Origin of the sequence: Ralstonia sp. AU12-08, assembly GCF_000442475.1 — a bacterium.
Taxonomy (GTDB): Bacteria; Pseudomonadota; Gammaproteobacteria; order Burkholderiales; family Burkholderiaceae; genus Ralstonia; species Ralstonia insidiosa.
In genome coordinates, this window is the sequence record NZ_ASZV01000010.1 from 30,288 (window position 1) to 55,679 (window position 25,392).

General features: G+C 61.6%; 26 protein-coding genes and 1 pseudogene. 15 read left to right on the top strand and 12 right to left on the bottom strand.

Annotation, left to right across the window (positions count from 1 at the left end):
- The first annotated feature begins 188 nt into the window (after positions 1-188).
- Complete coding sequence (locus C404_RS0129750) at positions 189-920, top strand: response regulator transcription factor (RefSeq protein ID WP_037011268.1); 732 nt, start codon at positions 189-191, stop codon at positions 918-920.
- A gap of 20 nt (positions 921-940) precedes the next feature.
- Positions 941-1,615 carry a class I SAM-dependent methyltransferase gene (locus tag C404_RS37195; protein WP_235180639.1) on the top strand — a complete coding sequence of 225 codons (675 nt, stop codon included), beginning with the start codon at positions 941-943 and terminating at the stop codon, positions 1,613-1,615.
- A gap of 475 nt (positions 1,616-2,090) precedes the next feature.
- On the opposite strand, the gene C404_RS37200 is transcribed toward C404_RS37195, so the two are convergent.
- The 4 genes from C404_RS37200 to metC are packed head-to-tail and all read right to left on the bottom strand — an operon-like array spanning position 2,091 to position 5,553.
- Positions 2,091-2,861 carry an amino acid ABC transporter ATP-binding protein gene (locus C404_RS37200; protein WP_021193856.1) on the bottom strand — a complete coding sequence of 257 codons (771 nt, stop codon included), beginning with the start codon at positions 2,859-2,861 and terminating at the stop codon, positions 2,091-2,093.
- Complete coding sequence (locus C404_RS37205) at positions 2,858-3,508, bottom strand: amino acid ABC transporter permease (RefSeq protein ID WP_021193857.1); 651 nt, start codon at positions 3,506-3,508, stop codon at positions 2,858-2,860. Before C404_RS37205 ends, C404_RS37200 begins: the two co-directional genes overlap by 4 nt.
- A gap of 2 nt (positions 3,509-3,510) precedes the next feature.
- Positions 3,511-4,350 carry a transporter substrate-binding domain-containing protein gene (locus tag C404_RS37210; RefSeq protein WP_081659346.1) on the bottom strand — a complete coding sequence of 280 codons (840 nt, stop codon included), beginning with the start codon at positions 4,348-4,350 and terminating at the stop codon, positions 3,511-3,513.
- A 39-nt stretch (positions 4,351-4,389) separates the two neighbouring features.
- Positions 4,390-5,553, bottom strand: coding sequence for a cystathionine beta-lyase (gene metC / locus C404_RS37215; protein ID WP_021193859.1), 1,164 nt, complete (start codon positions 5,551-5,553; stop codon positions 4,390-4,392).
- Between the two features lie 100 nt (positions 5,554-5,653).
- Here metC and C404_RS37220 point away from each other — a divergent pair, with 100 nt between their 5' ends.
- Positions 5,654-6,574, top strand: a complete 921-nt coding sequence (locus C404_RS37220) for a LysR substrate-binding domain-containing protein (RefSeq protein ID WP_021193860.1) — start codon at positions 5,654-5,656, stop codon at positions 6,572-6,574.
- Between the two features lie 29 nt (positions 6,575-6,603).
- On the opposite strand, the pseudogene C404_RS60640 reads toward C404_RS37220, so the two are convergent.
- Positions 6,604-6,921 (bottom strand): annotated as a pseudogene (locus C404_RS60640) (integrase core domain-containing protein); the annotation flags it as partial.
- A gap of 241 nt (positions 6,922-7,162) precedes the next feature.
- On the opposite strand from C404_RS60640, the gene C404_RS37225 reads away from it, so the two are divergent.
- From C404_RS37225 to C404_RS37240, 4 genes are all read left to right on the top strand, one after another.
- A complete protein-coding gene (locus C404_RS37225) occupies positions 7,163-8,755 on the top strand; it encodes an MFS transporter (protein WP_021193861.1) in 1,593 nt (530 codons plus the stop codon).
- A 175-nt stretch (positions 8,756-8,930) separates the two neighbouring features.
- On the top strand, positions 8,931-9,416 hold the full coding sequence (locus C404_RS37230) for a MarR family winged helix-turn-helix transcriptional regulator (RefSeq protein WP_021193862.1): 486 nt from the start codon (positions 8,931-8,933) through the stop codon (positions 9,414-9,416).
- Positions 9,417-9,445: 29 nt separating this feature from the next.
- Positions 9,446-10,417 (top strand): magnesium and cobalt transport protein CorA, encoded by a 972-nt coding sequence (locus tag C404_RS37235; RefSeq protein WP_021193863.1) that lies wholly within the window; start codon positions 9,446-9,448, stop codon positions 10,415-10,417.
- 10 nt (positions 10,418-10,427) lie between these two features.
- Positions 10,428-10,991, top strand: coding sequence for a DNA-3-methyladenine glycosylase I (locus C404_RS37240; protein ID WP_021193864.1), 564 nt, complete (start codon positions 10,428-10,430; stop codon positions 10,989-10,991).
- Between the two features lie 12 nt (positions 10,992-11,003).
- On the opposite strand, the gene C404_RS37245 is transcribed toward C404_RS37240, so the two are convergent.
- The 6 genes from C404_RS37245 to C404_RS37270 form a co-directional block, all read right to left on the bottom strand.
- Complete coding sequence (locus C404_RS37245; RefSeq protein ID WP_021193865.1) at positions 11,004-11,333, bottom strand: c-type cytochrome; 330 nt, start codon at positions 11,331-11,333, stop codon at positions 11,004-11,006.
- Between the two features lie 86 nt (positions 11,334-11,419).
- Complete coding sequence (locus C404_RS37250) at positions 11,420-13,234, bottom strand: hypothetical protein (protein ID WP_021193866.1); 1,815 nt, start codon at positions 13,232-13,234, stop codon at positions 11,420-11,422.
- A gap of 27 nt (positions 13,235-13,261) precedes the next feature.
- The gene (locus C404_RS37255) at positions 13,262-14,302 is read right to left on the bottom strand and encodes a porin (RefSeq protein ID WP_021193867.1); all 1,041 of its coding nucleotides are present in this window, start codon (positions 14,300-14,302) and stop codon (positions 13,262-13,264) included.
- A gap of 240 nt (positions 14,303-14,542) precedes the next feature.
- Positions 14,543-15,562: a porin gene (locus tag C404_RS37260; RefSeq protein ID WP_021193868.1), complete on the bottom strand. Its 1,020-nt coding sequence runs from the start codon at positions 15,560-15,562 to the stop codon at positions 14,543-14,545.
- A 71-nt stretch (positions 15,563-15,633) separates the two neighbouring features.
- A complete protein-coding gene (locus tag C404_RS37265) occupies positions 15,634-16,578 on the bottom strand; it encodes a 2-hydroxyacid dehydrogenase (RefSeq protein WP_021193869.1) in 945 nt (314 codons plus the stop codon).
- Complete coding sequence (locus C404_RS37270) at positions 16,575-16,985, bottom strand: VOC family protein (protein ID WP_021193870.1); 411 nt, start codon at positions 16,983-16,985, stop codon at positions 16,575-16,577. The genes C404_RS37265 and C404_RS37270 overlap by 4 nt, the downstream gene beginning before the upstream one ends.
- Before the next feature lie 220 nt (positions 16,986-17,205).
- Here C404_RS37270 and C404_RS37275 point away from each other — a divergent pair, with 220 nt between their 5' ends.
- Together C404_RS37275 and C404_RS37280 are read left to right on the top strand one after the other, a co-directional pair.
- Positions 17,206-18,153, top strand: coding sequence for an alpha/beta hydrolase (locus C404_RS37275; protein WP_021193871.1), 948 nt, complete (start codon positions 17,206-17,208; stop codon positions 18,151-18,153).
- Between the two features lie 44 nt (positions 18,154-18,197).
- Positions 18,198-19,121, top strand: coding sequence for a dihydrodipicolinate synthase family protein (locus tag C404_RS37280; RefSeq protein WP_021193872.1), 924 nt, complete (start codon positions 18,198-18,200; stop codon positions 19,119-19,121).
- 26 nt (positions 19,122-19,147) lie between these two features.
- Here the strand turns inward: C404_RS37280 and C404_RS37285 are convergent, their stop codons facing one another.
- Positions 19,148-19,864 carry a GntR family transcriptional regulator gene (locus C404_RS37285; protein ID WP_021193873.1) on the bottom strand — a complete coding sequence of 239 codons (717 nt, stop codon included), beginning with the start codon at positions 19,862-19,864 and terminating at the stop codon, positions 19,148-19,150.
- A gap of 194 nt (positions 19,865-20,058) precedes the next feature.
- Here C404_RS37285 and C404_RS37290 point away from each other — a divergent pair, with 194 nt between their 5' ends.
- From C404_RS37290 to C404_RS37315, 6 genes are all read left to right on the top strand, one after another.
- Positions 20,059-20,979 (top strand): fumarylacetoacetate hydrolase family protein, encoded by a 921-nt coding sequence (locus C404_RS37290; RefSeq protein ID WP_031329055.1) that lies wholly within the window; start codon positions 20,059-20,061, stop codon positions 20,977-20,979.
- Between the two features lie 43 nt (positions 20,980-21,022).
- Entirely contained in the window at positions 21,023-22,024 is a 1,002-nt protein-coding gene (locus C404_RS37295) for an ABC transporter substrate-binding protein (protein ID WP_031329057.1), read from the top strand.
- Between the two features lie 67 nt (positions 22,025-22,091).
- Positions 22,092-22,682 carry a VOC family protein gene (locus tag C404_RS37300; RefSeq protein WP_021193876.1) on the top strand — a complete coding sequence of 197 codons (591 nt, stop codon included), beginning with the start codon at positions 22,092-22,094 and terminating at the stop codon, positions 22,680-22,682.
- On the top strand, positions 22,679-23,422 hold the full coding sequence (locus tag C404_RS37305; protein WP_021193877.1) for an ABC transporter permease: 744 nt from the start codon (positions 22,679-22,681) through the stop codon (positions 23,420-23,422). The genes C404_RS37300 and C404_RS37305 overlap by 4 nt, the downstream gene beginning before the upstream one ends.
- On the top strand, positions 23,422-24,276 hold the full coding sequence (locus C404_RS37310) for an ABC transporter ATP-binding protein (RefSeq protein ID WP_021193878.1): 855 nt from the start codon (positions 23,422-23,424) through the stop codon (positions 24,274-24,276). The genes C404_RS37305 and C404_RS37310 overlap by 1 nt, the downstream gene beginning before the upstream one ends.
- A 72-nt stretch (positions 24,277-24,348) precedes the next feature.
- Complete coding sequence (locus C404_RS37315) at positions 24,349-25,320, top strand: LysR substrate-binding domain-containing protein (protein ID WP_021193879.1); 972 nt, start codon at positions 24,349-24,351, stop codon at positions 25,318-25,320.
- Positions 25,321-25,392 lie beyond the last annotated feature (72 nt).

Here is a 25,392-nt window from a genome sequence, read left to right on the forward strand (position 1 = left end):
GCCATGGTCGGCGATCTATCGATGATCACGAATAGCCAAGCATGCCTTGGTTTCCGAGGAATCGGAGTGTGACACTTGAAATGATCGCCTACAGAATAGCACCAGAAGCGAACACTGACTTGACGGTTTTTCGTCTTGCCTCCCGGGTGTTGCTGATTTTTTAGAATGCCACTAATCCGATGTGAGATATGAAAGTTGCTTCTGTTGAGGATGATACTGCGCAGGCCGATTTAATAAAGAAAATTGTTGAATCAGCCGGTTATGAGTGCGAAATTTTTGGGGATGGAGTTTCAATTATTCGTGCGCTCAGAAGTCAGATGTTTGATCTTTTTATATTAGATAAAAATCTACCTGATATTGATGGGCAGGAGTTGGTTCAGTGGATACGAAATACGGTTGGTTCAAGCGCGCCAATCATTTTTCTGACGTCCTATGTTTCGGAGTCATTCGTGGTTGGGGCATTGAATGCGGGAGCCGATGACTACGTAGCGAAACCGATAAAGGCGAATGAGCTTGTGGCAAGAATAAGCGCGTTGATGCGGCGGTCCTATCCTTCATCGCGATTTGAAAGCGCAGTCCTTCACATTGATCCGTTCAGTCTTGATGTGCGAACGAAGACCGCAATGCTGCATGGTAAGGACGTCGGGCTGGCGCCTCGTGAGTTTGATGTAGCGATGTACTTGTTCAAAAATATTGGGCAACTCGTGCCGCGGGATGCAATTGAGAAGGCGGTTTGGGGACGCGTGATCGGGCCGGATTCGAGAACACTGGACACGCATGTATCGCGAGTGAGAATGAAGTTGGGGGTAAGGCAAGAGAACGGCGTACGATTGATCAATGTCTACTCTCACGGGTTTCGCCTAGTCAGGGTGAGTGAAGGCGGAGAAGATCCTCTGCGGAGTGCACTGGCTGCCATCTAGATCCCCCTTTATTGAAGATCATGAACATGCAAAAGGCGCGTGCCGACTTTTTTTCAGATGTCTATCAAAAGAATCTGTGGGGGAGTGCTCAGAGTCGATCCGGTGAGGGCTCGGAGCTGGGGTGGACCAGCGACCTAGTGGAAAAGTTGCCGATCTTGCTGCGCACGCATGGCGTGCGATGCCTGCTAGATGTGCCGTGCGGCGATTTCCACTGGATGCAGGCGATCGATCTTGAGGGCGTGGAATACATCGGCGGTGATATTGTTCCGCAGATCGTGGTTGCCAATCAGGAGCGGCATGGTTCGGCAAGCCGCCGCTTTATCGAGCTGGATATTGTTGCTGATGCTTTGCCATCGGCTGACATGATCTTTGTGCGGGACTGTTTCATCCATTTCGACAATGCACTGGTGTTTGAGGCGCTGCACAATATTGCGCGAAGCAGTATCCGGTATCTGTGCATGACGCATGATCTGAATGCGGCCCGCTATCCGAACGGACAAAACATCGAATTAGATCGTGCGAAAGCAGGGGTTAATTTCGAGTATCGTCCGATTCACTTCGAACTGCCGCCGTACTCGTTTCCACCTCCCGCTGCGGCAGTGAAGGATGGTGATCACTGGGCCATGTCGGGCGGCGTCAAGACGATGGCGGTATGGGACATGGCAGCGGTGAGGGCAACGCTATCTGCGCGATGACGCCTTTTCTTTCTGCATCACCCCACGTCAGAGTTGGTCGCGTCAGGAAGTCAAGATTTCGTGCATCGGCGAGGGGGATTGGTTCGCTCTTCAACTGTAAGGGCGGTAACCATGCAGTCGACTGGGACGCCGAAGCACTCGATGTGGCGAGGCGGTTCCTTGCGGGATTCGTACCATGATGCTTGGCGCTTGCGCTGACTGTCTTGCTGGTTGCTATGCTCGAAGTACACGTTGCCGGAGTTGAGCTCACGCATGACTTGGGGCGTATTAAATGCGTAAACCTTGTGACATTAGAATCGTCAGCCCGCAGGCCGGCTCGGTACATGAGTACCCGTGAGCGCTGGTTGAGCCACGGTTTCCGGGATGCGAATTAAGCAGGTCAACTGCTCAGTGATCGCGCAGCGCATCTGGACAGAAACACTGCGCAACCGGTCGTACCGTGAGGCACGATTCGCCGCGGCGTATTACTCAGCGATCAGGTGTCGATCAAATGAAGGAACTGCCTCACGCGTGGACTGCTGCCGTCACTAAAGAAGGCTTGCGGCGTTGTATCTTCAGCGACCACACCGCCGTCCATGAAAACGACTCGGTCCGCAACATCTCGGGCGAATCGCACTTCGTGCGTGACAATTAGCATTGTCATGCCTAGTTTTGCGACATCACGCATTACGTTCAGGACATCCTCACGTAGCGCTGGATCGAGGGCGGACGTAGGCTCGTCGAAGAGTATGACTTCCGGATCCATCGCGAGCGCGCGTGCGATCGCTACTCGCTGCTTCTGACCTCCGGATAGCCGTCCCGGATATTCGTTGGCCTTTGCTGCCAGGCCAACCTGTGTCAGCAGGTGCATAGCACGCTCGGATGCCTGCGCATGAGGAACGCCCTTGACGCTGATCGGACCCTCCATCACATTTTCCAGTGCAGTTCTGTGCGGAAAGAGGTTGAATGACTGGAATACCATTGCCGTGCGCTGGCGGATCGCGCGAATCTTCCTCTTATGCTCAAGCGAGGGCTTCGAAGAGCCTGCGCATTCGACATCAATGCCGCACACAGTTACGGTTCCCGCATCCGGCATTTCGAGGAAATTCAGCGAGCGTAGCAGCGTGGTCTTGCCCGACCCAGATGGGCCCATCACCACAACCACTTCGCCCTTCGATACGCTGAAATCGACACCGCGCAAGACCTGGTTGTCGCCGAAAGCCTTCGAAAGCCCTTGAACTTCAATTGTCCTGATACTCGTATTCATACAAAGCGCCTCGACAAGCGATTCTCGAGGATCGTCTGGACTATCGTGAGAATCTGGTTGATGCCCCAGTAGATAAGGCCGACCATCAGGAATATTTCCATGTAGCGGAAGGTGGACGCGCCAACCTGATCGGCCACGCGGGTTAGCTCTACTACGGTGATGGTTGAAGCAAGCGATGTGTCTTTGATTAGTGCAATCAATCGGCTGCCGACGGGCGGAATGGCGATGCGCAGCCCCTGAGGGAGGATAACTCGCGACATGGCTTTCCAATATCCCATGCCCAGCGACATTGCGGCTTCCCATTGACCTTTGTCCACTGCGTTGATGCCCGAGCGGAAGTTTTCGCTCAGATATGCTGCCGCGAACAGCGATAGCGCGAGAAGTGCGGCGGGAACCGGGTCAAGTGTTAGGCCATATCGGGGCAAACCGAAATAGATAAGCAGTATCTGCACGAGCAACGGTGTGCCGCGGAAGATCGAAACGTATGCGAATGCGAGCGCGCGCAGTACACCGATGCTCGAGATACGGGCCAGCGCAACGAGCAACCCAAGCGTCGAGCCAAGAACGAATGACGTTAAGCCGAGGAAGATCGTCATCAGCACCGCACTTCGCAACAGCGGCAGCGAGCGCATGAAGAGTTCAATCATGACTACTCCTTTTGCGCCTTTGCTTTGGCGATCGTTCCTGGCATGTCGTAGTCGCGTCCGACCCACTTCTTCGCAATGTCCCGAATCGTTCCGTCGGCCATCATTTCCGCGATCGCCTTATTGACTGCTGCGCGCAAGGCCGGTTGCCCCTTCACCATTGCGGGTGCGGATAGCTGATAGATCAAAGGTTCGCCCACCTCCTTCACCGGTAAGTGGTTGACGTTGGCGTACTTCATGCCACCGAAGTGAGAAATAATCACCGCGTCGATCCGGCCACTGCCCAGATCGTTAAAGACGAGTCCCCCATTATCGTAGGAGCGGATAGCCGAGTTACTCAGGTGTGCGCGTGCCCATATTTCATTGCTGGAGCCTGTGACTACGCCCACTCGCTTACCTGTAAGCGTGTCTTTTCCCTTGATGTCCGTATTGCTGGCAGATACAAAAATACGGAAATCCTCCACGCCGTATGGATCGCCGAAATCAACCTGTTGCTCGCGTTCAGGCGTAGGTGTGAGATCGTTCATTACGAGGTCGTACTTGCCCGTCTTCAACCCTTCTACGAAGTTCTTGAACGAATCGGCGACGAATACTACATTCGGCACGCCAATGCGCTTGCCCACTTCCTTTGCAATCGCGACGTCATAGCCGACCGGATTGTTGCTTTCGTCAAGCATGCTCCACGGCGGACTGCTCTGAGTGTTGGCCACCCGCAATGTGCGGTTCGCTTTCGCTTGAGCAAGCAGGTCTGCCGCTTGCACAGTAGCGGCAAAACTGAACGTTGCCCAGAACGCCACGAAACTCGCTGTCGTGAGGGCGTGTCTCCATTTATCGATTGTTTTCATGTCGTACTCACAAATCAAAGTCAGTTGAACGGAAAAATACTAGGTACCGGCTGCCCGGCTTCGTTTGAATGCGTCCAAACCGGTAAACAGGTCTTCAAGTAGCATCGTTGGGTCCTCCAACCCAATTGAAAGGCGCACGATCGGCCGGTCGGTCAACGGGAATGCACGCTCGGCCTGCAGTGGGGCCGGATAGTAGGCAGCGAGGCTATGCACGCCCCCCCAGCTCGCACCGATGGCGAAATGCTGGAGCGCATCAAAAAATGCAGCGAACGCGGCCTCCGGTCCGGGTTGGAGAATCAAAGAGAAGAGACAGCCGCTGCTCGAAAAGTCCCGCCTCCAAATGGCGTGGCCGGCGTCGGACGGTAGCGCCGGGAACAACACCTTGTTCACTTCCGGGTGGCGTTCGAGTTCTCTCGCAATTTGAAGCGCCGCGGCGCTTTGGGCTGCGAAGCGCACCTTCAACGTTTCCAGACCGCGCATTACAAGGAAACAATCGTCGGGACTGGTCTGCTGGCCGAGAGTGCTCTGGGTCTCGCGCAATGTTGCGTAGTAGTCGGCATCATTCATGCTGATGCTGCCCATAAGCAGATCAGAATGGCCGCCGAAGAATTTCGTCGCGGCTTCGATGCTGAAGTCCACACCGTGCTCCAGGGGCTTGAAAGCCAGCGGACTTCCCCACGTGTTGTCCATCATCGTCAACACACCGTGATGCTTTGCGATCTCGACGATCGCCGGGGTGTCGGGCATTTCCATCGTCACCGTGCCCGGTGACTCCATGCAGATCATGCGAGTGTTGGGCTTGATGTAGTTATCAATCTCAGCTCCGATTGCGGGCGGATACATTTCGACGTCGACGTTGAAGTGCGCCAGCCAGTTATGCGCGAACGTCTTCAGTGCGCCATAGCAGGCAGCGGACACAAGCAGGTGATCGCCACCGCGCACGAATCCCATGACGGTCGTCATCAGCGCGGACTGGCCTGAAGGGGTCACCACGCAATGCGCACCGCCTTCGAGTTCGGCGATGCGATGCTCCAGTTGGCGAGCCGTTGGTGTTCCGGTGATGCCATAGCTGTAGCCGTCCGGTTGACGCTCCTTACGGTGCGTAAAGTCGGCCAGAGAGTCGAATACGACGGTGGATGCCCGTACGACGGCTGGGGACAGGCTGCGGAACGGCTGCGGCGCATTCTGGATTTGACTTGTCATCGTGCTCTCGGTGATTGCTAGTGTTGTCTCGACGACTTCAGTTTACTTTCGCTCGAGCCTAGGTCAACATCGCGGATAATTAAGTTAATAAGCGGAAGTTATGAGAATCAGGGATATCGAAGTGTTCAGGGCGGTCATGAATGCGGGTAGCACGAGCAAAGCGGCAGCCTTGCTCGGCATCTCGCAACCAGCTGTGAGTCAAGCCATCAGGCGTCTGGAGACCATGGCGGACTTCGACTTATTCGAGAGGGTGCGTAGCCGGCTCGTTCCGACCCAAGAGGCTGTCGCTCTGATGCGAGAGGTGGACCAGTATTTCCGTGGCTTCGAGGTCATCGAGCATCGAATCCGTAGTCTGCGGTCTTACGGATTGGGGCGGATGGCTATCGCCTGCCTACCAGCACTAGGTACAGGCTTTTTGCCTCGCGTCATCGCAGCGTTTGATGCTTCGTCCAGACACGTACAAATATCGCTGCAAGTAATGAGCTCACGCGAAGTACATGAAAAGGTTTTGGCAGGGCAGGTGGATTTCGGCCTGATGTCCGACGAGATGTCGATGGCCGGCCTGGAGCACTCGGTATTTTTACGGATGCAGGCTGTAGCAGTAATGAACCGACATCACCCTTTGGCTACGCGTCCTTTCATCGCCGTCGCGGATTTGCCCGAATTCCCCTTCATCGCGCTGAATCCCGAAGACAGCACCAGGCTGCGCCTGGACACGCAGCTTACGGCGTGCGGAATTCGCCTCAAGACGGTTGTCGAAACGCCGTATTCGCACACAGTATGCGAACTGGCGCTCGCGGGGGTTGGCATAGGAATCGCTCATCCTCTCGTGACGTTGGACTTCGCGGAGCGGGGACTCGTCGTGAAGCCGATTGACGTCGAGGTGATGTTCACGGGAGTACTCGTGTTTCGCCCCGGCACCCCCCACACTGAGACCGTGAGGCTATTCATGCGACACATGAGAATGCAGCTCGAACGTGACCAAAAGGCGCTCAAACTAAGAAGCCGCCAGGATTCGTGAATATGTGAGGCTTGTCGACTCCCCGCAAATCAGTGCCAAGCCAAACTTGAGGTCGCCAGGTTGTTGTGAATGCGGAGTTCGGCGGGTGTACTGCCGAGGCTGTCATATGGAGTCTCTTGATTGCAATCGGCTAACCATTGCTCGGTGTGCTCACGTACCTCGCCGAGCGTGTGGGGGCGTGCATATCGAGCGCATCGCGTTGATAGCTGCCTTTGAGGTGTGCGATGCATTCTGCATCGGGCGATCCGGTTCGATGAAGTCCAGCGCTATCCCCTACGTGCGGCTCATTCGGCCAGCGCCAGCCCGATGAACTCCTGGCCGTTGTCCAGGCACAGTTTGTCCGGGTAGGCGACAGCCGCAGAAGCTATCGGTTGGTCCGCATAGCGGTAAGAATGGCTTCGAAGCTTTGCTGGTCAAGCCTTCCGTCCTCTGAAAGGGAGTGCGCTGTGCGGCACCTCGACAGACTTTATTTTTACCCGACAGACTTTATTTTTACCGATCAGCATCAGCAAACTCCACAGGACTCCGTTACACTAATGATTGACGCATCAATCATTGATGTATCATTTGTCTTTTCCATCTTCCATTATGGCCGTCCACACCGCGCTACCGCACTCCCATACCCAAGTCTTGCCGTTCAAGGAATCGCTGCTGGCGATGATCGGCATCTGCTTCGTCGTCGTGCTGGTAGCGCTGGATCAGACTGTGGTCGGTACCGCACTTCCGACAGTGGTGGCGGAGCTCAAGGGCTTTGAACTGTATGCGTGGGTGGCAACGTCGTATCTGCTGACCTCCGTGGTGACGGTGCCGATCTTCGGCCGACTTGGAGACTTCTACGGTCGCAAGCCGTTTGTGATTGCGTCCATCGTGGTGTTCACGCTGGCCTCCATCATGTGCGGCATGGCGGGCAGCATGAGCTTCCTGGTGTGGTCGCGTGCGCTGCAGGGCATTGGCGGCGGCATGCTGGTCGGCACGGCCTACGCATGCATTCCCGATCTGTTTCCCGATGCACGTGTACGTTTGCGCTGGCAGGTGATGCTGAGTGCCTCGTTCGGTATCGCCAACGCCATCGGCCCGACACTGGGCGGGTGGATGACGCAGGCGTTCGGTTGGCGCTCGGTGTTCTACGTGAACATTCCGTTTGGTGTGCTGAGCCTGTGGTTTGCGTGGCGCTTTCTGCCGCACCTGCGCCAGAACGTGCATACGGGGCGTATCCGCCTGGACTGGCAGGGCGCGGTGCTGATTACCGCGGCGCTGGGGGCGCTGCAGTTCTTTGTCGAGCTGCTTCCGCGCCAAGGCCTATCGCTGCCATTGCTGGGCTGGCTGGTGCTGTCGGTGGCGGCGTTCGTGGGGCTGTGGTGGTGGGAGCAACGCGCCGAACAGCCGCTGCTGCCGTTCGACATGCTGCGCAACCCCGCTCTGGCCACGCTGTTCGTGCTGGCCATGCTGTCGGGCTTCTCCATGTTTGCGGTGCTGTTCTATGCACCGTTGCTGTTCCAGGGCGGTTTCGGAATGTCGCCGCAAGAAGCGGGGCTGGTCATCACACCGCTGGTGGTGTGCATCACGCTGGGCAGCATCATCAATGGGCGCATCGTTACGCGTATTCCCAATCCGAATGCCATGCTGTATGCCGGGTTTGCGCTGTTCACGCTGGCGCTGGCGGGCATGGCGGTGTCGTCCAAGACAATGCCGCACGCGGTGCTGGCCGGGTTGATGTTGCTGGCAGGCCTGGGGCTTGGTTTCGTGCTGCCCAACCTGACCGTGTTTGCCCAGCAGACCGCTGGGCGGGCGCATCTGGGCATTGCCACGGCGCTGCTGCAGTCGCTGCGCATGGTGGGTGGCATGGTGGGCACGGCGCTGGTGGGTACGATGGTCAGCGAACGCTATGCTTCCGGCGTGAGCGACGCCTTGCGCGCAGACAACGCCACTCAATGGCTGCACAAGCTGGCTGACCCGGAAATCCTGATCGACCACGATGCACAAACTGCCTTGCTCACGCAGATGCACGCTGCGGGCCATGATGGCGCGGCACTGCTGGAAGCCGCGCGGCATGTGCTGGTGGGCGCGATCCATATTGGCCTGATCGCCGCGACGGTGGTGGCGGCCATTGGCCTGTGGCGCGTACGCCGGGTGCCACCGGTGGTGCTGCATCACGTGGAACCCGTGCAACACACGGAATGAGAGCCGCTAACAAAACCGCCCTGGCGTCGTTGCGCCTCCTTGCCGTACTACTTGTACTGTCTGCGTCGGCACGCCTAGCCAGGACAGTTTTGTTAGCGGCTCTAAGGCGTTTGTACGCAGCTTGTGCCACTTAGCGGTTACGATGCGCGCATTCCCGCAATTTCATGCCTGATCGATGACCTCTGAACGCGAACGCTTCGCCGTCATGCACCAGTTTGGCCGCACCTACCGTGCATTCATGGCTGCCTTCGAGGCGCATGTCGGCCAGCCGATGCCGCGCTGGCGCATCCTGCTCGCGCTGCACGACAACACGGGCGGCGGCCTTGCCCAGAAGCAGCTTGCCGAGCGTCTGCAGATGGACCCCGGCGCGCTCACCCGCCAACTCAAGGTGCTCGACCAGCTCGGCTGGATCGAACGCACCACCGACGCACGCGACAACCGCCTGACCAACGTGTCGCTCTCCGACGCCGGCGTGGCCGTCGTGCTCGAATGCATGCCGCGCCGCATTGCCTTTATCAATGCCACGCTGGACGGGCTGCCCGATGATCTCGTCCATGCGCTGTCTGAAGCGCTGGCGCAGATCGAAACGCGCCTAGCCGATGTGCCCATGCTGTCCAGCGAGACAGGCACCAAGAACGCCGCTCAGCCCGAAGAACGCTAGAGCGTTCGGACTGCGCCCGGAGACACGCCATGCCCATGGTGATCAACAGCGCGTTGTACCGCAACGGTAAGCGCGAACGCGACCTCTCGGTCGAAGACATCAGCGACGTCCTGCACACGCCAGGCTCCTTTGTCTGGCTCGGCCTGCATGAGCCGGACAACGCCATGCTCAAGCAAGTGCAGGAGGAGTTTGCCCTGCACGACCTCGCCATTGAAGATGCGCGCAACGCCCACCAGCGCCCCAAGCTGGAGGTGTATGGCGACACGCTGTTCATCGTGCTGAATACCGCGCAGATGGAAAACGGCAACGTCGTCTTTGGCGAGACGCACGTGTTTGTCGGCAAGGACTTTCTCGTCTCGGTGCGGCACGGGCCGTCGGCGTCGTATTCCCCCGTGCGCGAGCGCTGCGAACGCACACCGCAGCTGCTGGCCAAGGGCGCACCGTTTGCGCTGTATGCGGTGATGGACTTTGTGGTCGACAACTACCAGCCCGTGCTCGAGCGCATGCAGGAGGAGTTCGAGCACATCGAGAGCCAGATCTTTGGCGACACGTTTGACCGCGCGGCCATCGAGCGGCTCTACACGCTCAAGCGTCAGCTTCTGCGCCTGCGCGGTGCAGCCCTGCCAGTAGAAGACATTGCCGGCCAGCTCGTGCGCTTGCATGAAGACGTGGTGCCCAAGGAGCTGCGCGCGTACTTTCGCGACATTGCCGATCATGCGCACCGCGTGGTGGGCGCGCTCGACGTGATTCGCGAAATGCTGACGACGGCCATCTCCGTGAACGTGGCGCTGGTGTCCGTCACGCAGAACGATATCGTCAAGCGGCTGGCGGGGTGGGGCGCTATTCTCGCCATTCCGACCGTGGTGTTCAGCAACTACGGCATGAACTTCAAGGGCATGCCGGAGCTGGAGCACCCTGCCGGCTATCCCATCGTGCTGGCGTGCACGGCCACGGCGTGCGTGTGGCTGTATCGCAAGCTGCGCAAATCAGGCTGGATCTAGGAGACGCGAAATGACGAAGGCGCGCTGCTGCTGGGCGGGTGAAGACCCGCAGATGATCGCGTATCACGACACCGAGTGGGGCGTGCCCTCGCATGATGATCGTCACCTCTACGAGATGCTCATCCTCGAGGGGGCGCAAGCCGGGTTGTCGTGGCAGACCATCCTGCGCAAGCGGGCACGCTACCAGGAGGTGTTCGAGGGGTTTGACGCGGCACGCGTGGCGCGCTTCACGCCGGCGCGCATCGAAAAACTGCTGGCCGATCCCGGCATCGTGCGTAACCGTGCCAAGGTGGAAGGCGCCGTCATCAACGCGCGCAAGGTGCTGGAGTTGCAGGAAGAAGTGGGTTCGCTCGATGCCTTCCTGTGGGCCTTCGTCGATGGAAAAACCATCGTCAACCGCTGGAACAGCTACCGCGATGCACCCACCGCCACCGATGCGTCCAAGGCGATGAGCAAGGCGCTGGTCAAGCGTGGTTTCAAGTTCGTGGGCCCTACCATCTGCTACGCCTTCATGCAGGCCACCGGCATGGTCGATGACCACGAAGCCGGGTGCTTCCGCGCCGGCAAGGCATAGCCCAACGATCGACTACTTGGCGGCGACCGGCTTGAGCTGCATGACCCAGTGCGCAAAGCGGTCGGCCTCTTCCGGCGTGATCGCATTCGGCGGCATGGTGCCTGCGCCCCATTTGCCGCTGCTGCCTTCCAGCATGCTCTTCTTCAGTTTGGCAATCGCGTCCGGATCATTCTTGTAGCGCTCGGCAATCGAGCGGAACGGCGGGCCGACTTTGGTCGTGTCCATCGTGTGGCACGCACGGCAGGTGTCTTCGTGAGAAGAAGAGGCGGCGTGCCCGGGCACAACCAGCATGCCGGACAACGCCGCAAACATGGAGAGCACTGCCGATTTCATCAACGTCATGGAATTCAGTTCTGTTCTTGTACGGGCGCCCGCTGCAAGCCTGCACAGGCGGGCGCCGCGATTTGGCTGTGTACTGCTACACGTGATTAACGACGCGGCCAGGGCTTGCTCGGCGCGCCCAACACTGGCTCACCCAGCAGCGGCGTCGACAGGGCGTAGGCGCCATCTTCGGTAAAGGCCCAGATGATGTTGCGGTCGTACTCGGTGTAGATCGCAAATACGCCTTTGCCCAGCGTGTACGACGGCAGTTGCGTCTCGTCCGCCAGCGCGGGGATGAAGTAGCCCGCGATGGACGGATGCGCCGGGTCTTTCACGTCATAGATCTGCACGCCCGCGTTGTAGAACGAGTACGGCACGATGCCCTGCTTCCAGCCGCCAGGTTGGCCGATGGCGTTGGCACGCTTCGGGCCGTAGTTGCCACCGCGTTGGCAGAAGTGGGTGAACGGCGCGCCCGGCGGAATCTCCGGTTCTGGCAGCTTGGTCGCGATCTTCAGGTGCTTCGGGTCACGCGCGTCGACCACGAAGATGTCCTTGTAAGGCTCATAGCAATCGCGGTTCATCGGATAGCCGTTGGTGAACACGTAGCCGGTGCGCGCGTACTGGCTCACGTCGGCGTTGTCGTATTCGGTACCGGCAAAGCTTGGCGGCGTGTTCACGTTGCTGAGCATCTTCGGCTTGGCCGGGTCCGACAGGTCGAACGAGTACAGCCCCAGACCGCCCATGGCGCCAAAGCCGATCTTGCCGCCGGCTTCCAGCGGCTTGGGCAGGAAGATCGGGTTGCGCGAGCCCATCCACGATGTGCGGTTGCCCGCGCGCGGGTTCATCAGATACGACTGCTCGTGCTCGGCATTGCCCAGGATCTGGCCCGGCACGGCAATCTGCGAGACGAACTTCGGATCGGCCGGATCGGACATGTCCCACACCTGGTAGCCCGGCGAGTACAGATAGTTCGGGTACTCGGTCAGCGCGTAGCTGTCGTTGGGCGCGGAAGACAGGATCATGTACTTGCCGCCGTAGTACTCGGGCGCGTCCAGCGAGCCGGAGCCCTGCTGCTGACCGATCGGCGCATCGGGGTGCTGGTAGTCGGTGGTGCGGGTGGCAATCAGCTTCCACTGATCCGGCAGCGGGCCGTCCATCTCGAACACTTTGAAGCCCTTGAGCGAGTTGTAGTTGCGCTGAGCCGCCACCTTGTCGGGCTGGTCGATCTTCTCAGTCATCAGCCCGTAGCGGCCGATCTCGAACGAGGCAACCAGCACCGGCTTGCCGAGCTTCTTGCTCCACGCAATCGTGGCGCCGCCCAGGTAGTCCTGCACGGTGTTCGGGTCGTACTTTTCGCTCGAACCTTTCGGGCCCCACACGCCGCCTTTGGAGAAGACGACCTTGCCGTTGGCCGGATCGGTCACGTCCATGATGCGCAGGTAGTCGCGGTCGTGGATGTACAGGTAGCGCTTGCCCTGGAAGTCGGCGATGTTGTTCCACGCATGGAAGGGCGAATCGACGCCCGGATAGAACGCCAGCACCTTGACGTTCTTGGCGTAGACGTTCTTGTCCCACGAGGTCATCTCACCGGGGAAGCGCTTGCCTTCATGCACTTCCGGCGTGGCCTTCGGCCAGATGAACTTGCCGGTGGCCGGGTCCATGCCGTAGTCGACGCCGGCCTTGAGCGGCGCGGGTTTGCGGTCGGGCGTCAGGCGCAGCCAGTCGGCCAGGTACGGGTCTTTCACGTTGGGCGTGCCTGGCGTACCGGACGGTGCCACTGCCGGTGCCTGGCTGGCGGCCGCCTCACCCGTGGGGGCGGGGCCAGACGCCGTCGCCAGCGACGATGCCGTGGCGAGAATGAACGCGAGCGTCGCGCCCTGGGTCAGGGCGGTTTTCAGACGCTGATGTCGCGATCGAAGCATGGGGTTCCTCCTTGGAATGAAGACGGATCAGAATGCGTGGCGGATGCCGATCTGGTAGCCGGTCGGGCTTTGGCCAGCGTTCGGGTAGGCCTGCCACGTCACCGGGTACGGGATCGACACGTTGTTCTTCAGCTTGATGTGCGCCACGGTCGCGTACAGGTCCGTCCGCTTGGACAGCCCGTAGATGTAGCCCGCCACAAAGCCGACCGCGTTGGAGACCTTGGTGTTGTTGTCGTCGTGACGATACACGGCGCTGGCGTAGAGGCGGTTGCGGCCATCGATGTTCCAGCGCGCACCGAGCTGTGCATCCCAGCCGCGCGAGTTGAACGCGACGTACGGCGGGTAGGCGTAGTAACCGTTGTACGTGTGGAAGATGGCCGTGGGCTCGAAGCCGCCGATCTTGTAGACAGCCGAGAAGTAGTTGTCGCGCGACGAGTTGATGACCGCCTTGTTGAAGATGTCGCGCGTGTACTGCAGCTCGCTCACGGCGCCCAGGAAGATCGGGCCGTTGCGGTATTCCAGGCTCGTGCTCAGGAAGCGCCCGGCGCGCGTGGTGTCTTCCAGGCCGGTGGCATACATGACGCGGCCGGTGAAGTTGTAGAAGGTGGGTGTCTTGTACTGGATGGCGTTGTCCACGCGGTACGACGCGTAGAAGAACTCCATGTTGTTGACCATGCTGAAGTCGGCCGCCCAGCTCGGGTCGGCATAGCCGGCAATCCAGTACGACGGTGTGAACTGGCGGCCGAGCGTGACTTCGCCCAGCGTGTCGCTCTTGAGACCCACGAAGGATTGACGGAACTGCGTCGATTGCTTGCCGTCATTGGCGGTGAACATCGGCTCGACCGTGAACACGGCCTTGTTGCCGTCGCCCAGATCTTCCACGCCGCTGATGTTGAAGCGCGAGTTGTTCAGGCCGCCGCTGGACATGCGCGTCAAGGTGCCGTTGCCGGAAGAGGTCAGGTGCTCGATGTTCATGTCGACGTAGCCGGACAGCCAGACACGCGAGTCAGCCTGCGCAGAGGCGCACACGCACAGCAGAGCGCCGGCGGCGATGAGGTTCCTTTTCATTGGGTCTCCGAGTTTTTGTGTATTTGCTGCAGGGAGGGCAGCGCACGCTGCGGCAGATCGTGGTGTCCGCTTTTCGCTCGCATGGCTGGGCTGAACGGCCCTTCCTGTCTGTATTTACGTTCTTGTGTATACACAGACGTAAAAAATTATACGTAGAGAAGCATTTGAATTAAGAGCACTATTTTTTTATACAAAACGACGGTTTGGTTATAGCGGGTTGACCCGAATAGCCACGGCGCATCAGAACAGGTGCCGGATACCGACGGCATAGGTCATGGCTGCGCCATAGCCGCTCTGGCGGTCGTAGACCGTAAGGGCATAGACATCCGTGCGTTTGGAGAGGGCGTAATCGAGCCCTGCCGCGCCGGTGTTGCGGGCGCTGGCAACGTTACGTGGCGCAGTCCGGCGCGTGTATGCCCATTCGCCCAGCAGCGACAGCTGTGCGGTAAGCGGCACGGAAAGCCCAGCCTGGTACGTGTGCGAGCCGATGCCTGTTGTATTTGTGCGCGTGCCCTGTACGGCGCCGTACAGCTTCAACCAGGCAAAGTCATAGGTTGCCCCGGCAAGGTAGGCGTCCTGGCTGGGCGCCGTGGCTCCTGTAACGATGCGGTTGCGTTGCACGGTTGCGACGGCGGTAAACGGGCCTGCTGTGTAGTGCAAAGCTGCGGCAGCGTTGTACACGCCCGATGCCCCCGCCATGCCGCCCGGTGCATACACGGCGGTGGCCTTCAGCCCGTTCATGCTGGGGCTGCTGTATTGGATGCCGTCGTTCCAGACCGTGTCGCCCGCAGTCGCGCCGCCGTACGAAGCGACGAACGTCTGCATGACCAGTGGCGAAAACAGGATCGACGCCTGGAACGGGTTGACGGCCTGTTCGCCCAGATACATCAGGTTGGTATGCCGCCCGAACGTCAGCTTGCCGAAATCGCCCTCCAGACCGACATAACTGTTGCGGCCCCAGAACGGGTCAGCCGATGTGCGGCCCGTGCCGCCGGTATCCGGCTGGAAGAAGCTTTCCAACACCGCGATGGCGCGGGTGCCGCCGCCCAGGTCTTCGGTGGTCTTGATGCCCCAATAGGGTGCGGTCAGCCCCGGAGCTTGCTGCATGAGCGTTGCGGGCGGGCCGCCGCTGCGTTTTGAACTCGCCATGTCGAGCCCGACCAGGCCGTACAGCGTGACAGAGGTCTGCGCCCAGGCGCAGTGCGACACCGACAGGCCGGCCACGCAAAGGGCCAGCGCCGGCAACGAGCGAACGTGCATGAAGATCCCCCAAGGGTTTGGGAGTGGGCGGAAAGACGCGGCAGACGTTGTGTCGGCCGCGCCGGCGGGTTTCAGGCAGTGGGTACTGCGAGGTCCACGCGGGTGCGCGCGAAGTGCTGCGACAAGCTGGCGAGCAGTGCGTCCCGCTGCGCCAGCCACGACGCGGGCGAACGGCCAGCCATGTGCGGCGTGATCAGAACATCGCGGTGGCCGAAGAGCGCGGCCGGTACTTCGGGCTCGTTCTCGATCACGTCGAGCCCGGCGCCGGCAATCTCGCCCGCATCCAACGCATCGAGCAGCGCGCTGGTATCCAGCACCGAGCCGCGCGACACGTTGACGACGTAGCCCGACTTGCCGAGCGCCTGGAGCACGGCGCGATTGATCAGGTGCCGTGTTTCCGCACCGCCGTTGCACGCGATGACCAGGAAGTCGCTCGCTGCAGCCAGCGCTTCCGGGCTGGCGTAGTAGCGGCCCGGCGCATCGTCTTGCGCGCGACGGCCGTGATAGCCGATCGTCATCGCAAAGCCTTGCGCGCGGGCAGCAATCAACCGGCCGATACGGCCCATGCCAACGATGCCGAGCGTTGCCCCCGTCAACGTCGGCCGGGCCTGGCGTGATTGCTGCCATCGCCCTTGCTGCACGGCGGCGGTGAGCGGTGCATAGCCACGCGCCAGTGCCAGCAGCATGCCGAACGCGTGGTCGGCCACGGTATCGGCATTGGTGCCCGGCGCATGCGTGACCACGATGCCGCGTCGCGTTGCCGCTGCCACGTCAACGTTTTCATAGCCCGCACCAAACGCGCAGATGATCTCCAACGCCGGCAACCGCGCCATCTGCGCATCGGACAACCCCGTTGAGCCGTTGGTGACAACGGCCCGGATCAGTGCGGCGTCCGGCACGTCGTGAGGCATGCCGTCTGGGTAATGGTGCAGCGCGTACTGCTTGCGCAGCGCATCGAGCGTCGATTCCGGCAGCGCAATCAGCGCGAGCACCGCGGGCGGTGCATGGGTGCTCATGACTGCGTGGGCGCGACTTCTTTCACTGCGCCTTTCCAGCCGTTCTCCGTGATGTCGAAGACCGTGCCATCGGGCATGCGGTACTTCACCTCGTAGAACACGTTCGGGTCTTTTTCGTGGCGCCCCGTCAGGTAGGTGCCGCCCGCGGCGACGACGCGCGCTGCGGTCTCTTCCACGCTGTCGACCCACATGCCGAAGTGGATCACGCCGCGCACATCCTTCAGGCCTGCGTAGCCCGGCACGGTCTCGTCCTTGAAGTTGAGGAGCGCGACGTTCATCGTGCCGTCTGTCATATAGATGCCGCGCATGGCATTGCCCGCGCGGCGCATGCCGAAGGCTTTCTCAAAGAATTGGGCGGCGGCTTCCGGGTCCTCAACGGAAAGCGCGATGTGGCGAAGTTTGTCCATGGATGTGTCCTCGAAGCTTGGCGGCGTGTGCCGTGATGGAAGGTGGGCACGACTGTGACGCAAGTTCCCTGGAGGTTTCACTAGGTATACTACTTATACGTTATGTATACACAAAGATGAATTTATATACCAGAATAGCTTCCAGTCGCCGTCCGATGGAGTTGGAGCCGGTGTGCTTCGTCTCGGACCTTGTTTTCGGGCGCTATGCAGGAGGCTGTGGATGCAGGTTTTGCAGGAACCGCTCGGCAATCTTTCCGCCGAGCTGAGGCAGCGCTTTGCGCAGATCGGCGCCGTATGGGGACGCGACATCAATGCGCACCGCGATCTGGTGGTCAATGCGTATACCCCGCTGGTGGCGACTGCTGCCAATGACGTGGCCGATGGATGCGAAGTCCAGCGCGAGGTGTCATACGGGCCGCATGAGCGCCAGCGCCTGGATGTGTTCGTCCACACCGCAACGCGTGAGGCCGGTTCGGCCGATGTGGTGGTGTTCGTGCACGGTGGCGCGTTCCTGCGCGGCAGCAAGAGCTTCAACGGGCTGATCTACGACAACGTGTCGCGCTGGTTTGCGCGGCAGGGGTGCGTGGCGGTCAACGTGGAATACCGGCTCGCACCACAGGCGCCGTATCCAGCCGGGGCCGAGGACGTGGCCACCGCACTCGATTGGGTGCGCACGCATGCCGTAGAACTGGGCGGCAATCCACAGCGGATCTTTCTGGTGGGCCACTCGGCGGGTGGGGCGCATGTCGCCACGTATCTCGCCGATCCGGCATTGGCCGCGCGGCGCAGCACGCCCGTCGCAGGCGCGGTGCTGATCAGCGCCCGCGTGGTTGCCGACGTGCTGCCCGACAACCCCAACGCCGCTGGCGTGCGCGCGTATTTCGGGGATGACGCAGCGTTGTACGCAGAGCGCTCACCGCTGACCCACGCAGAACACATCGACGTGCCGCTGATGGTGGTCGTGGCCGAGCACGAGAACCCGTACCTCGACGCCTATGGCGCGGCGTTCTTCGAGCGCGTGGCCCAAGCACGCCAGCGCACCGGCCGCCCCGCACGCGCACCGCGCTTCGTGCAGATGCTCCGGCACAACCACACCTCGGTGGTCGCGCATTTCGATTCCGGCGAGACGCTGCTTGGCGACGCGATGCTCGACTTCTTCCGCGCGTGACGGCTCGCCGTTCCGCTCATCGCTTATCCCCATAGGAGACCCGCATGTCCGCATTTGGCAAGCCGCGCGTATTCGTGCCTGTCGTCACGCCGTTTCGCTCTGACCTGAGTGTCGATACACCGCGCTTTGTCGCGTTCTGCCGCTGGCTGGTTGGGCAGGGCGCAGGCTTGGCCGTGTTCGGCACCAACAGCGAGGCGAATTCCCTGAGCCTTGCCGAACGCCGCGCTGTGCTGGACGCCGTGTTTGCCGCCGATATCGACCGCGCGCAACTGCTGCCTGGCACCGGTGCCTGCGCGCTGACAGAGGCGATCGAGTTGACGCGCCACGCGGTGGCTGGCCGCTGCGCGGGCGTGCTCATGCTGCCGCCGTTCTACTACCAGGGCGTAAGCGACGACGGCCTGTTTGCGTACTACTCCGAGGTCATCCAGGCCGTGGGGACGGATGCACTGCGCGTGCTGCTGTATCACATCCCGCAGTTCACGGGCGTGCCGATCTCGCACGCGCTGATCGAGCGGTTGATTGCGGCCTACCCGAACACGGTGGTCGGCATCAAGGACAGCTCAGGCGATTGGGCGAATACCGAGGCGATGCTCAAGCGCTTTCCCGGGTTTGCCGTGTTTCCGGCATCTGAAGCGTTGCTGGGCAAAGCGCTGCCGCTGGGCGCGGCGGGCTGCATCTCTGCCACGGCCAACCTGCAGCCGCATGCGATTGCCCGCCTGTTGGCGGCAACCACGGCCGAGGACCGTGCAGTCTGGGAAGCAAAGGTGACAGGGTTGCGCACGGTCGTGCAGGCGCTGCCGATGATTCCGGCACTCAAGGCCGTGGTGGCACACCACATGCAGCACGCCGGCTGGAGCCGCGTGCGCCCGCCCTTGACGGCGTTCAGCGCAGAGCAGGCGAATGCGCTGCTCGCGCAGCTCGATGCATTGGGGTTCTCGATGCCGCCGGTCGATCAGGTGGCGGTATGAGCGTGTGGTTTGTGCCGGAAGAGGCCTCAGGCGCTGGCGCGGTTCGTGTGCTGCTGCTTCTTCAGGCGGCCCAGCACGACGATCGACAGGCGCGCCGTGTGGTCGCGCATCGCGTTGTAGGCGCGCTCCGGATCGGCGTCGAGGATGGCGGAGACAATCTCGCGGTGCTCGTCGGTGGCGGCCTCAAAGCGCGAGGGCGTTGCCGGCTGCGCGGCGCGGAAGCCCGCCAGGCGCTGGCGCTGCACCGCAATGATCGACGCCAGCGACTTGCTCTGCGCGCCCTTGCAGATCAGCTCGTGAAACTCGCGGTTGAGCTCGAAATAGCCCGCCTCGTCGCCGCGTGCGATGGCCTCGTTCATGTCGCTCTGGAGCACTTCGAGCTGCTTCTTCTCGACCACGCTCATGCGCTGCGCGCTCAGGCGGCAGCAGAGCGCTTCGAGCTCGCACATGGCTTCGAGCATGTCGGCCAGCTCTTCGATGCTGAACTGCGCCACCACCACGCCCTTGCGCGGCGTGAGCTCAACCAGCCCACGGACGGCCAGCTCGCGCAGGGCCTCGCGGATGGGCGTGCGCGAGGCGTTGAAGCGCTCGGCCAGCGCCGCTTCTTCGAGCTTCTGACCGGGCTCAAGCGTGCCGTCAATGATCTCGTCGCACAGCAGTCGATAGATTTTGGAAGAGAGCGTCGTCATCGTGTCAGCGGTGGGGTTGGGCGCAACGGCGTCTGCGGCAGATGTGCGTCGCATTATGCGCCAGCCGCCCCCCAGGGCAACCCGATGCGATGCGTCGCACGTGCTGTATCGGCATCAACGACGTGCCTGCGAAGGCCCGCAGTGCGCCGGTTTTTCTGGAATGGGAGTATACGCTAGTTACATGTTGAATACATAGATTGGTATATGTATACAAAACAAATTCACTCATCACGACAGTGGGGACACAAGTGATCAGGTTCGGGATTGCAAGCTATGAATTGAATGGCCGCGTTGCCGCGGGTTTGAGCGTTGGCGACGCGTTGTACGACATGCAGACCGTGTTGAAGCAGGCCACGGGAGATGCAGCGCCGGTGGACGTTGACGCCCTCGTTCGGGGCTGGGACCAGAACGGTGCGGCCGCTGTGAAGCAGTTCGAGACCGCCGCACGCGCCATTGCCGACGGCACCATTGATGCCAAGCCGCTCACCGGCTACCGGCTGCGCGTGCCGTTCACGCCGCGCCGCATCTTTGCCGCGGCGTCCAACTATTACGAGCACGCCCGCGAGATGGGCACCGAGCTGGCCCCGCGAGAGGAAAGCACGCCGTACATGTTCATGAAGGCTGAGACCAGCGTGGTGCCGACGCTGGCTGAAGTGCGCATTCCGCCGCAGGCCGAACGTGTGGACTGGGAGGTGGAGCTGGCCGTGGTGATCGGCAAGCCGGGCCGCCATATCGCCCTTGAAGACGCGCTGGACTACGTGGCGGGCTACACCGTGCTGAATGACGTGAGCGCGCGCGATCTCAACCGCCGGACAGACTATCCGTTCAAACACGACTGGTTTCGCGGCAAGAGTTTCGATACCTTCGGGCCCCTGGGGCCGTGGCTGGTGCCCCGCGCGTGCATTGCCGAGCCGCAAAATTTGCGCATGCGGCTCACGGTGAACGGCGAGACCATGCAGGACGGCAACACGTCGGAAATGATCTTCAGCGTGGCCGAGCAGATTCACTATCTGTCGTCGATCCTGACACTGCAGCCGGGCGATGTGATTGCGACGGGCACGCCGACGGGGGTCGGCATGGGCCGCGGTATCTACCTGAAGCCGGGCGACGTGATGGTGGCGTCCATCGACGGCATCGGCTCGATCGAGAATCCGCTGGTGCAGGGGTGACACACGTGTGGTCCGGCCAGAGTACATCTTGACGGGAGAAGACATGCTGGAGCGGGTATGTGCCTTGATACGCGGGCTGGTGTTCGCGGCAGGGCTTGGAGCAGGGCTGGTGTCAGTGGTGCATGCGGCTGACACCGTACGCGTCAACCTGGCGTGGCTGCCGCAGGGCAGCACGGGTGGCATCCTGGTTGCACAGGCCAAGGGCTACTACAAGGAAGCCGGGCTGGACGTCACGGTCATGCGCGGCTATGGCGGGCAGCGCACCGTCAACGAGGTCGACGCCGGGCTCTTCGAGTTCGGTTACGGCGACCCGGTGAGCGTGGCGCTCAACCGCGCGCACGGCGGGCACACGGTGATGGTGGGCGCGATAAACACGCGCTGGCCGGGCGCCATGTGCTATGTGGAGCGGCCCGGCTTCAAGGTGACCTCGCTCAAGGATCTGGCTGGCATGACGCTGGGCGGGGGCGGTGCATCGGCGGTGCAGAACATCGTGCCGGCCTGGCTCAAGCAGAACGGCATGGCACCCGACGCCATCAAGCTGGTGCGGCTGGACCCGGCGGTGATCAACACCGCGCTGCTGCAGAAGCGCATCGACTTGTCCGAATGCTGGGAGGGCGCCAGCCTGCCGGTGCAGCAGGCGTTTGCGCAGCGTGCGGGCCAGAAGCTGGGCAAGGTGTACTACCGCGATTTCGGCCTCGACATGATGGGCAGCGGCATCGTCACCACCGACGGCTACATCGCGCAGCATCCGGATGTGGTCAAGCGCTTTGTCGAGGCCACGTACCGCGGCTACGCCTTCATGCGTGACCAGCCCAAGGCCGCGGTGGACGCGATCGTCGCGCAGCAGCCGCTGCTCGACCGCGCCATCCTGCAGCAGCAGATTGCGGAAACCAACAACCTGATCTCGGACGAACCGGACAAGCACAAGATTGGCTGGCTGCGCCCCGAGCGTATCAACGGGACGGTCGAGTTCCTGTCGCGCGCGTTTGACCTGGGCGGCAAGGTCAAGCCTGGCGATCTGTATACGAACCGCTTTGTCGAATGAGCGGGCAATGAATCCGGGGCTACGGCCCAACCCGCCCACCATGTATGGGCACATTGGAGTGAGACACATGAACAGCTTGCGTCCCAAGCGGCTTGGACACATGGTTTTGATGGTGCGGGACATCCAGCGCTCGGCCAAGTTCTACACCGAAGTCCTGGGCCTGAAGGTGTCGGACTGGATTGGCGACCAGATGGTCTTCCTGCGCGCCGGCACCGACCACCATGACCTGGCGCTGTCCCAGTTGCCGAAGGATTCGCCGGACTTCAACGACCTGCCGCGCTACTCGCGCCCGGGGCTGGAGCACTTCTCTTACCTGATCGACAGCGTTGAAGAGATGGAGCGCTCGGTCAAGGTGCTGCAGGAGCACGGCGTGGAGATCGTGCGCGGCATCGGCCGACACGGCCCCGGCGACAACTACTTCCTCGTCTTCAAGGACCCGGACGGCAACAACGTCGAGGTCTACTGCAACATGGAGCAGATTGGCGAGCGCGACCCGCGCGAGGCGCAGGTGTGGGAGCGCAGCATCGAGTCGTTCGACCAATATCGCTTCGAGCGCTTTGTCGTGCCGCCGCCGCCGCACCTCGTCGCGCAAAAGTCCGGCGGAGCGGCACCCCAGGCGGAATCTGCCGATAAAGAGAAGCCCGGAGACAAGTCATGAGGCGTGCGCTTGAAACCGTCGCGTTCTGGATCGTTGTCGGGCTGGCGTGGGAGTTTGGCGTGCGCTGGAGCGGCGCGCCGGAATATGTGTGGCCGTCGCTGTCGTCTGTGCTGGCTGCCGGCTGGGAGATGCGCGCGCAGCTGCTGAGCGACACCGTCACCACGGCGGGAGAAGTCTTCGCCGGCTTCATGCTCGCGCTGGTGAGCGGGCTTGCGCTGGGGTTGCTGGCCAGCACGTCGGCCATCGCGCGCCGCACGCTCTTCCCGCTGGTGACGGCTCTGCAGAGCATGCCCAAGATTGCGCTGGCACCGCTGCTGATCGTCTGGTTTGGCTACGGGTTTGCTTCCAAGCTGGCTGCAGCGGTGTTGTTTGCGTTCTTCCCGATCGTGGTCGCCACCATGGGCGGCCTGGCGGGTGTGCCACAGAACCTGGATGAGCACTTCCGCGCGCTGGGCGCTTCGGCATCGCGCACGTTCTGGCATTTGCGCCTGCCTGCGGCCATGCCGGCCTTGATGGACGGCCTGAAGATTGCGATGCCGCTGGCGGTGATCGGCGCGATCGTGGGTGAGTTTATCGGCTCGGAATCGGGGCTTGGGCATCTGATCGTGTTTGCAACGTCGAATGCGCAAACGCCGCTGTGCTTTGCGGCCATCCTGATGGTGACGGCGCTGGCGATGGTGTTCTACGCCGCAGTGGATGGGGTCTCGCGTGCTGTCTGGTGGAGAGGAGTCACGGTCTGATGGGAATCGTCAATCTGTCGCGCGTTGTGCTGCGCGAAACGGCAGTGCTTTCCGCCGCCACCAACCCTGCTCCTCTGGACGCGGAGGCTCGCGTGATGATCGATGTCGACAACGTCGGCAAGCGCTTTGCCGCGCGTGGTGGTGCTGCGGCCTTCAATGCACTCGAAGATGTGTCGATGCAGGTACGGCAGCGCGAATTCGTGTCCATTCTGGGGCCCAGCGGCTGCGGCAAGAGCACGCTGCTGCGCATGGTGTCGGGGCTGGTGCCGTGCGATGCGGGTGAGATCCGTGTCGATGGCCGGTCGATCACCGCGCCAGTCCCCGAGATCGGCGTGGTGTTCCAGACCAGCAACATGCTGCCGTGGCTCACGGTGGGCGACAACATCCGCCTGGGCGCCAAACTGCGCAACCTGCCGACCGTGAAGACCGAGGCGCGCCTGCCGGGCTTGCTCGACACGCTGGGCCTCACGCAGTTTGTCGACCGCTACCCGCACGAGCTGTCGGGCGGCATGCGGCAGCGCGCCGCCATCGGCCAGATTCTGCTGCTGGAGCCGCGCGTGATGCTGATGGACGAGCCATTCGGCGCGCTGGATGCGCTCACGCGCGACAAGCTCAACGTCGAGCTGCTGCGCATCTGGCAGCAGAGCACGCTGACGGTGCTGCTGGTCACGCACAGCATTCACGAGGCAGTGTTCCTGTCCGACCGTGTGCTCGTCATGTCGCCACGGCCGGGCCGCGTGCAGCACGACGTGAAGATCGACCTGCCGCGCCCCCGCCAGCCGGACGAGATCAAGCGCGACCCCCGCTACGGCGAATACGTGTCGGAGCTGTCGCGCATGATGGGGGTGTTCTGACCGGATTGTGGGTTCTGCCCGGGGCGGGCGGCTGCTACGATCGCGCATCGCCCGCCCTGAATGCACACTGACATGCAAGCCAATCCGCTCAGCGAGATCTCCCTGATCCGCCGGCTGAAACTGAATCAACTGATGATCTTCGAGCGCGTGCTGGAAACGCGCTCGGTGGTGCGCGCCGCCAACGAGATGCGGCTGACCCAGCCGGCGGTGACCAAGGTCATCCACGAACTGGAATCGTGCTTTGACGGCGCGCTCTTCTCGCGCTCCAACCGCGGCGTGGTGCCGACGGAGTTGGGGCTGCTGCTGGGCCGGCGCGTGAAGTCGTTGATGGCCGAACTGCGCTACATGACCGACGAGTTGAACGATTTCCGGCTCGGTACCAGCGGGCACGTCATTGTCGGCACGTTGATCTCGGCATCGGCGCGGTTGCTGCCACGCGCCATTGCCATGCTCAAGGCGCGTACACCCAACGTACTCGTCACCGTGCGGGAAGGCACCACGGCGCACCTGTTCCCAGCACTGGCGACGGGCGATCTGGATATCGTGGTCGGTCGCCTGCCCGAACGGGAACTGCCGATTGCCAGCGCGTTTCCGCTCACGCACGAAGTGCTATTCGATGAGTCACTGTGCGCGGTGGTGGGCAAGGGTTATGGCGCGTTGCCTGAGCGAGTGGCGCATCTGTCGGAGCTGGCCGATTCGCCCTGGATTCTGCCGACGCCGGATTCTCCTGCGCGGCTGGCCGCCGAGCATCTGTTTCGTTCAGCCGGGTTGCCGCTGCCGACCGATATTGTCGAATCGCTCTCACTGCTGACCAATATCGGCCTGCTGCTGGAGACACCGCGCATTGCGCTGATGCCGCGCGTAGCCGCTCGGCAGTTCACGGATGCAGGCCTGCTGCGCATTCTCGATCTGCCTGAGACGGCAGCATTCGGCACCGTCGGGTTCTCGCTGCGCTCGCACAAGGAGCAGAGCGCTGCGTGCCGGGTTTTTATCGAATGCCTGCGAGAAGCCGCACAAGCCACCGCGCCCGATACCGGCGCGTAGCCCCGAAACCCAAGCGGGGCAAGGCTTGCGCTGGTATTCCGGTTTGGGATACTCAGCGCCGAATGTTTCATT

Bases quoted from the DNA above. Each gene is read 5' to 3' on its own strand.
- C404_RS37250 (WP_021193866.1), bottom strand. From the start codon at position 13,234: ATGCTTCGATCGCGACATCAGCGTCTGAAAACCGCCCTGACCCAGGGC.
- C404_RS0129750 (WP_037011268.1), top strand. From the start codon at position 189: ATGAAAGTTGCTTCTGTTGAGGATGATACTGCGCAGGCCGATTTAATA.
- C404_RS37240 (WP_021193864.1), top strand. From the start codon at position 10,428: ATGACGAAGGCGCGCTGCTGCTGGGCGGGTGAAGACCCGCAGATGATC.
- C404_RS37195 (WP_235180639.1), top strand. From the start codon at position 941: ATGAACATGCAAAAGGCGCGTGCCGACTTTTTTTCAGATGTCTATCAA.
- C404_RS37260 (WP_021193868.1), bottom strand. From the start codon at position 15,562: ATGCACGTTCGCTCGTTGCCGGCGCTGGCCCTTTGCGTGGCCGGCCTG.
- C404_RS37255 (WP_021193867.1), bottom strand. From the start codon at position 14,302: ATGAAAAGGAACCTCATCGCCGCCGGCGCTCTGCTGTGCGTGTGCGCC.
- C404_RS37245 (WP_021193865.1), bottom strand. From the start codon at position 11,333: ATGACGTTGATGAAATCGGCAGTGCTCTCCATGTTTGCGGCGTTGTCC.
- C404_RS37300 (WP_021193876.1), top strand. From the start codon at position 22,092: ATGAACAGCTTGCGTCCCAAGCGGCTTGGACACATGGTTTTGATGGTG.
- C404_RS37205 (WP_021193857.1), bottom strand. From the start codon at position 3,508: ATGATTGAACTCTTCATGCGCTCGCTGCCGCTGTTGCGAAGTGCGGTG.
- C404_RS37220 (WP_021193860.1), top strand. From the start codon at position 5,654: ATGAGAATCAGGGATATCGAAGTGTTCAGGGCGGTCATGAATGCGGGT.
- metC (WP_021193859.1), bottom strand. From the start codon at position 5,553: ATGACAAGTCAAATCCAGAATGCGCCGCAGCCGTTCCGCAGCCTGTCC.
- C404_RS37265 (WP_021193869.1), bottom strand. From the start codon at position 16,578: ATGAGCACCCATGCACCGCCCGCGGTGCTCGCGCTGATTGCGCTGCCG.
- C404_RS37275 (WP_021193871.1), top strand. From the start codon at position 17,206: ATGCAGGTTTTGCAGGAACCGCTCGGCAATCTTTCCGCCGAGCTGAGG.
- C404_RS37200 (WP_021193856.1), bottom strand. From the start codon at position 2,861: ATGAATACGAGTATCAGGACAATTGAAGTTCAAGGGCTTTCGAAGGCT.
- C404_RS37225 (WP_021193861.1), top strand. From the start codon at position 7,163: ATGGCCGTCCACACCGCGCTACCGCACTCCCATACCCAAGTCTTGCCG.
- C404_RS37305 (WP_021193877.1), top strand. From the start codon at position 22,679: ATGAGGCGTGCGCTTGAAACCGTCGCGTTCTGGATCGTTGTCGGGCTG.
- C404_RS37315 (WP_021193879.1), top strand. From the start codon at position 24,349: ATGCAAGCCAATCCGCTCAGCGAGATCTCCCTGATCCGCCGGCTGAAA.
- C404_RS37270 (WP_021193870.1), bottom strand. From the start codon at position 16,985: ATGGACAAACTTCGCCACATCGCGCTTTCCGTTGAGGACCCGGAAGCC.
- C404_RS37230 (WP_021193862.1), top strand. From the start codon at position 8,931: ATGACCTCTGAACGCGAACGCTTCGCCGTCATGCACCAGTTTGGCCGC.
- C404_RS37280 (WP_021193872.1), top strand. From the start codon at position 18,198: ATGTCCGCATTTGGCAAGCCGCGCGTATTCGTGCCTGTCGTCACGCCG.
- C404_RS37210 (WP_081659346.1), bottom strand. From the start codon at position 4,350: ATGAAAACAATCGATAAATGGAGACACGCCCTCACGACAGCGAGTTTC.
- C404_RS37285 (WP_021193873.1), bottom strand. From the start codon at position 19,864: ATGCGACGCACATCTGCCGCAGACGCCGTTGCGCCCAACCCCACCGCT.
- C404_RS37310 (WP_021193878.1), top strand. From the start codon at position 23,422: ATGGGAATCGTCAATCTGTCGCGCGTTGTGCTGCGCGAAACGGCAGTG.
- C404_RS37295 (WP_031329057.1), top strand. From the start codon at position 21,023: ATGCTGGAGCGGGTATGTGCCTTGATACGCGGGCTGGTGTTCGCGGCA.
- C404_RS37235 (WP_021193863.1), top strand. From the start codon at position 9,446: ATGCCCATGGTGATCAACAGCGCGTTGTACCGCAACGGTAAGCGCGAA.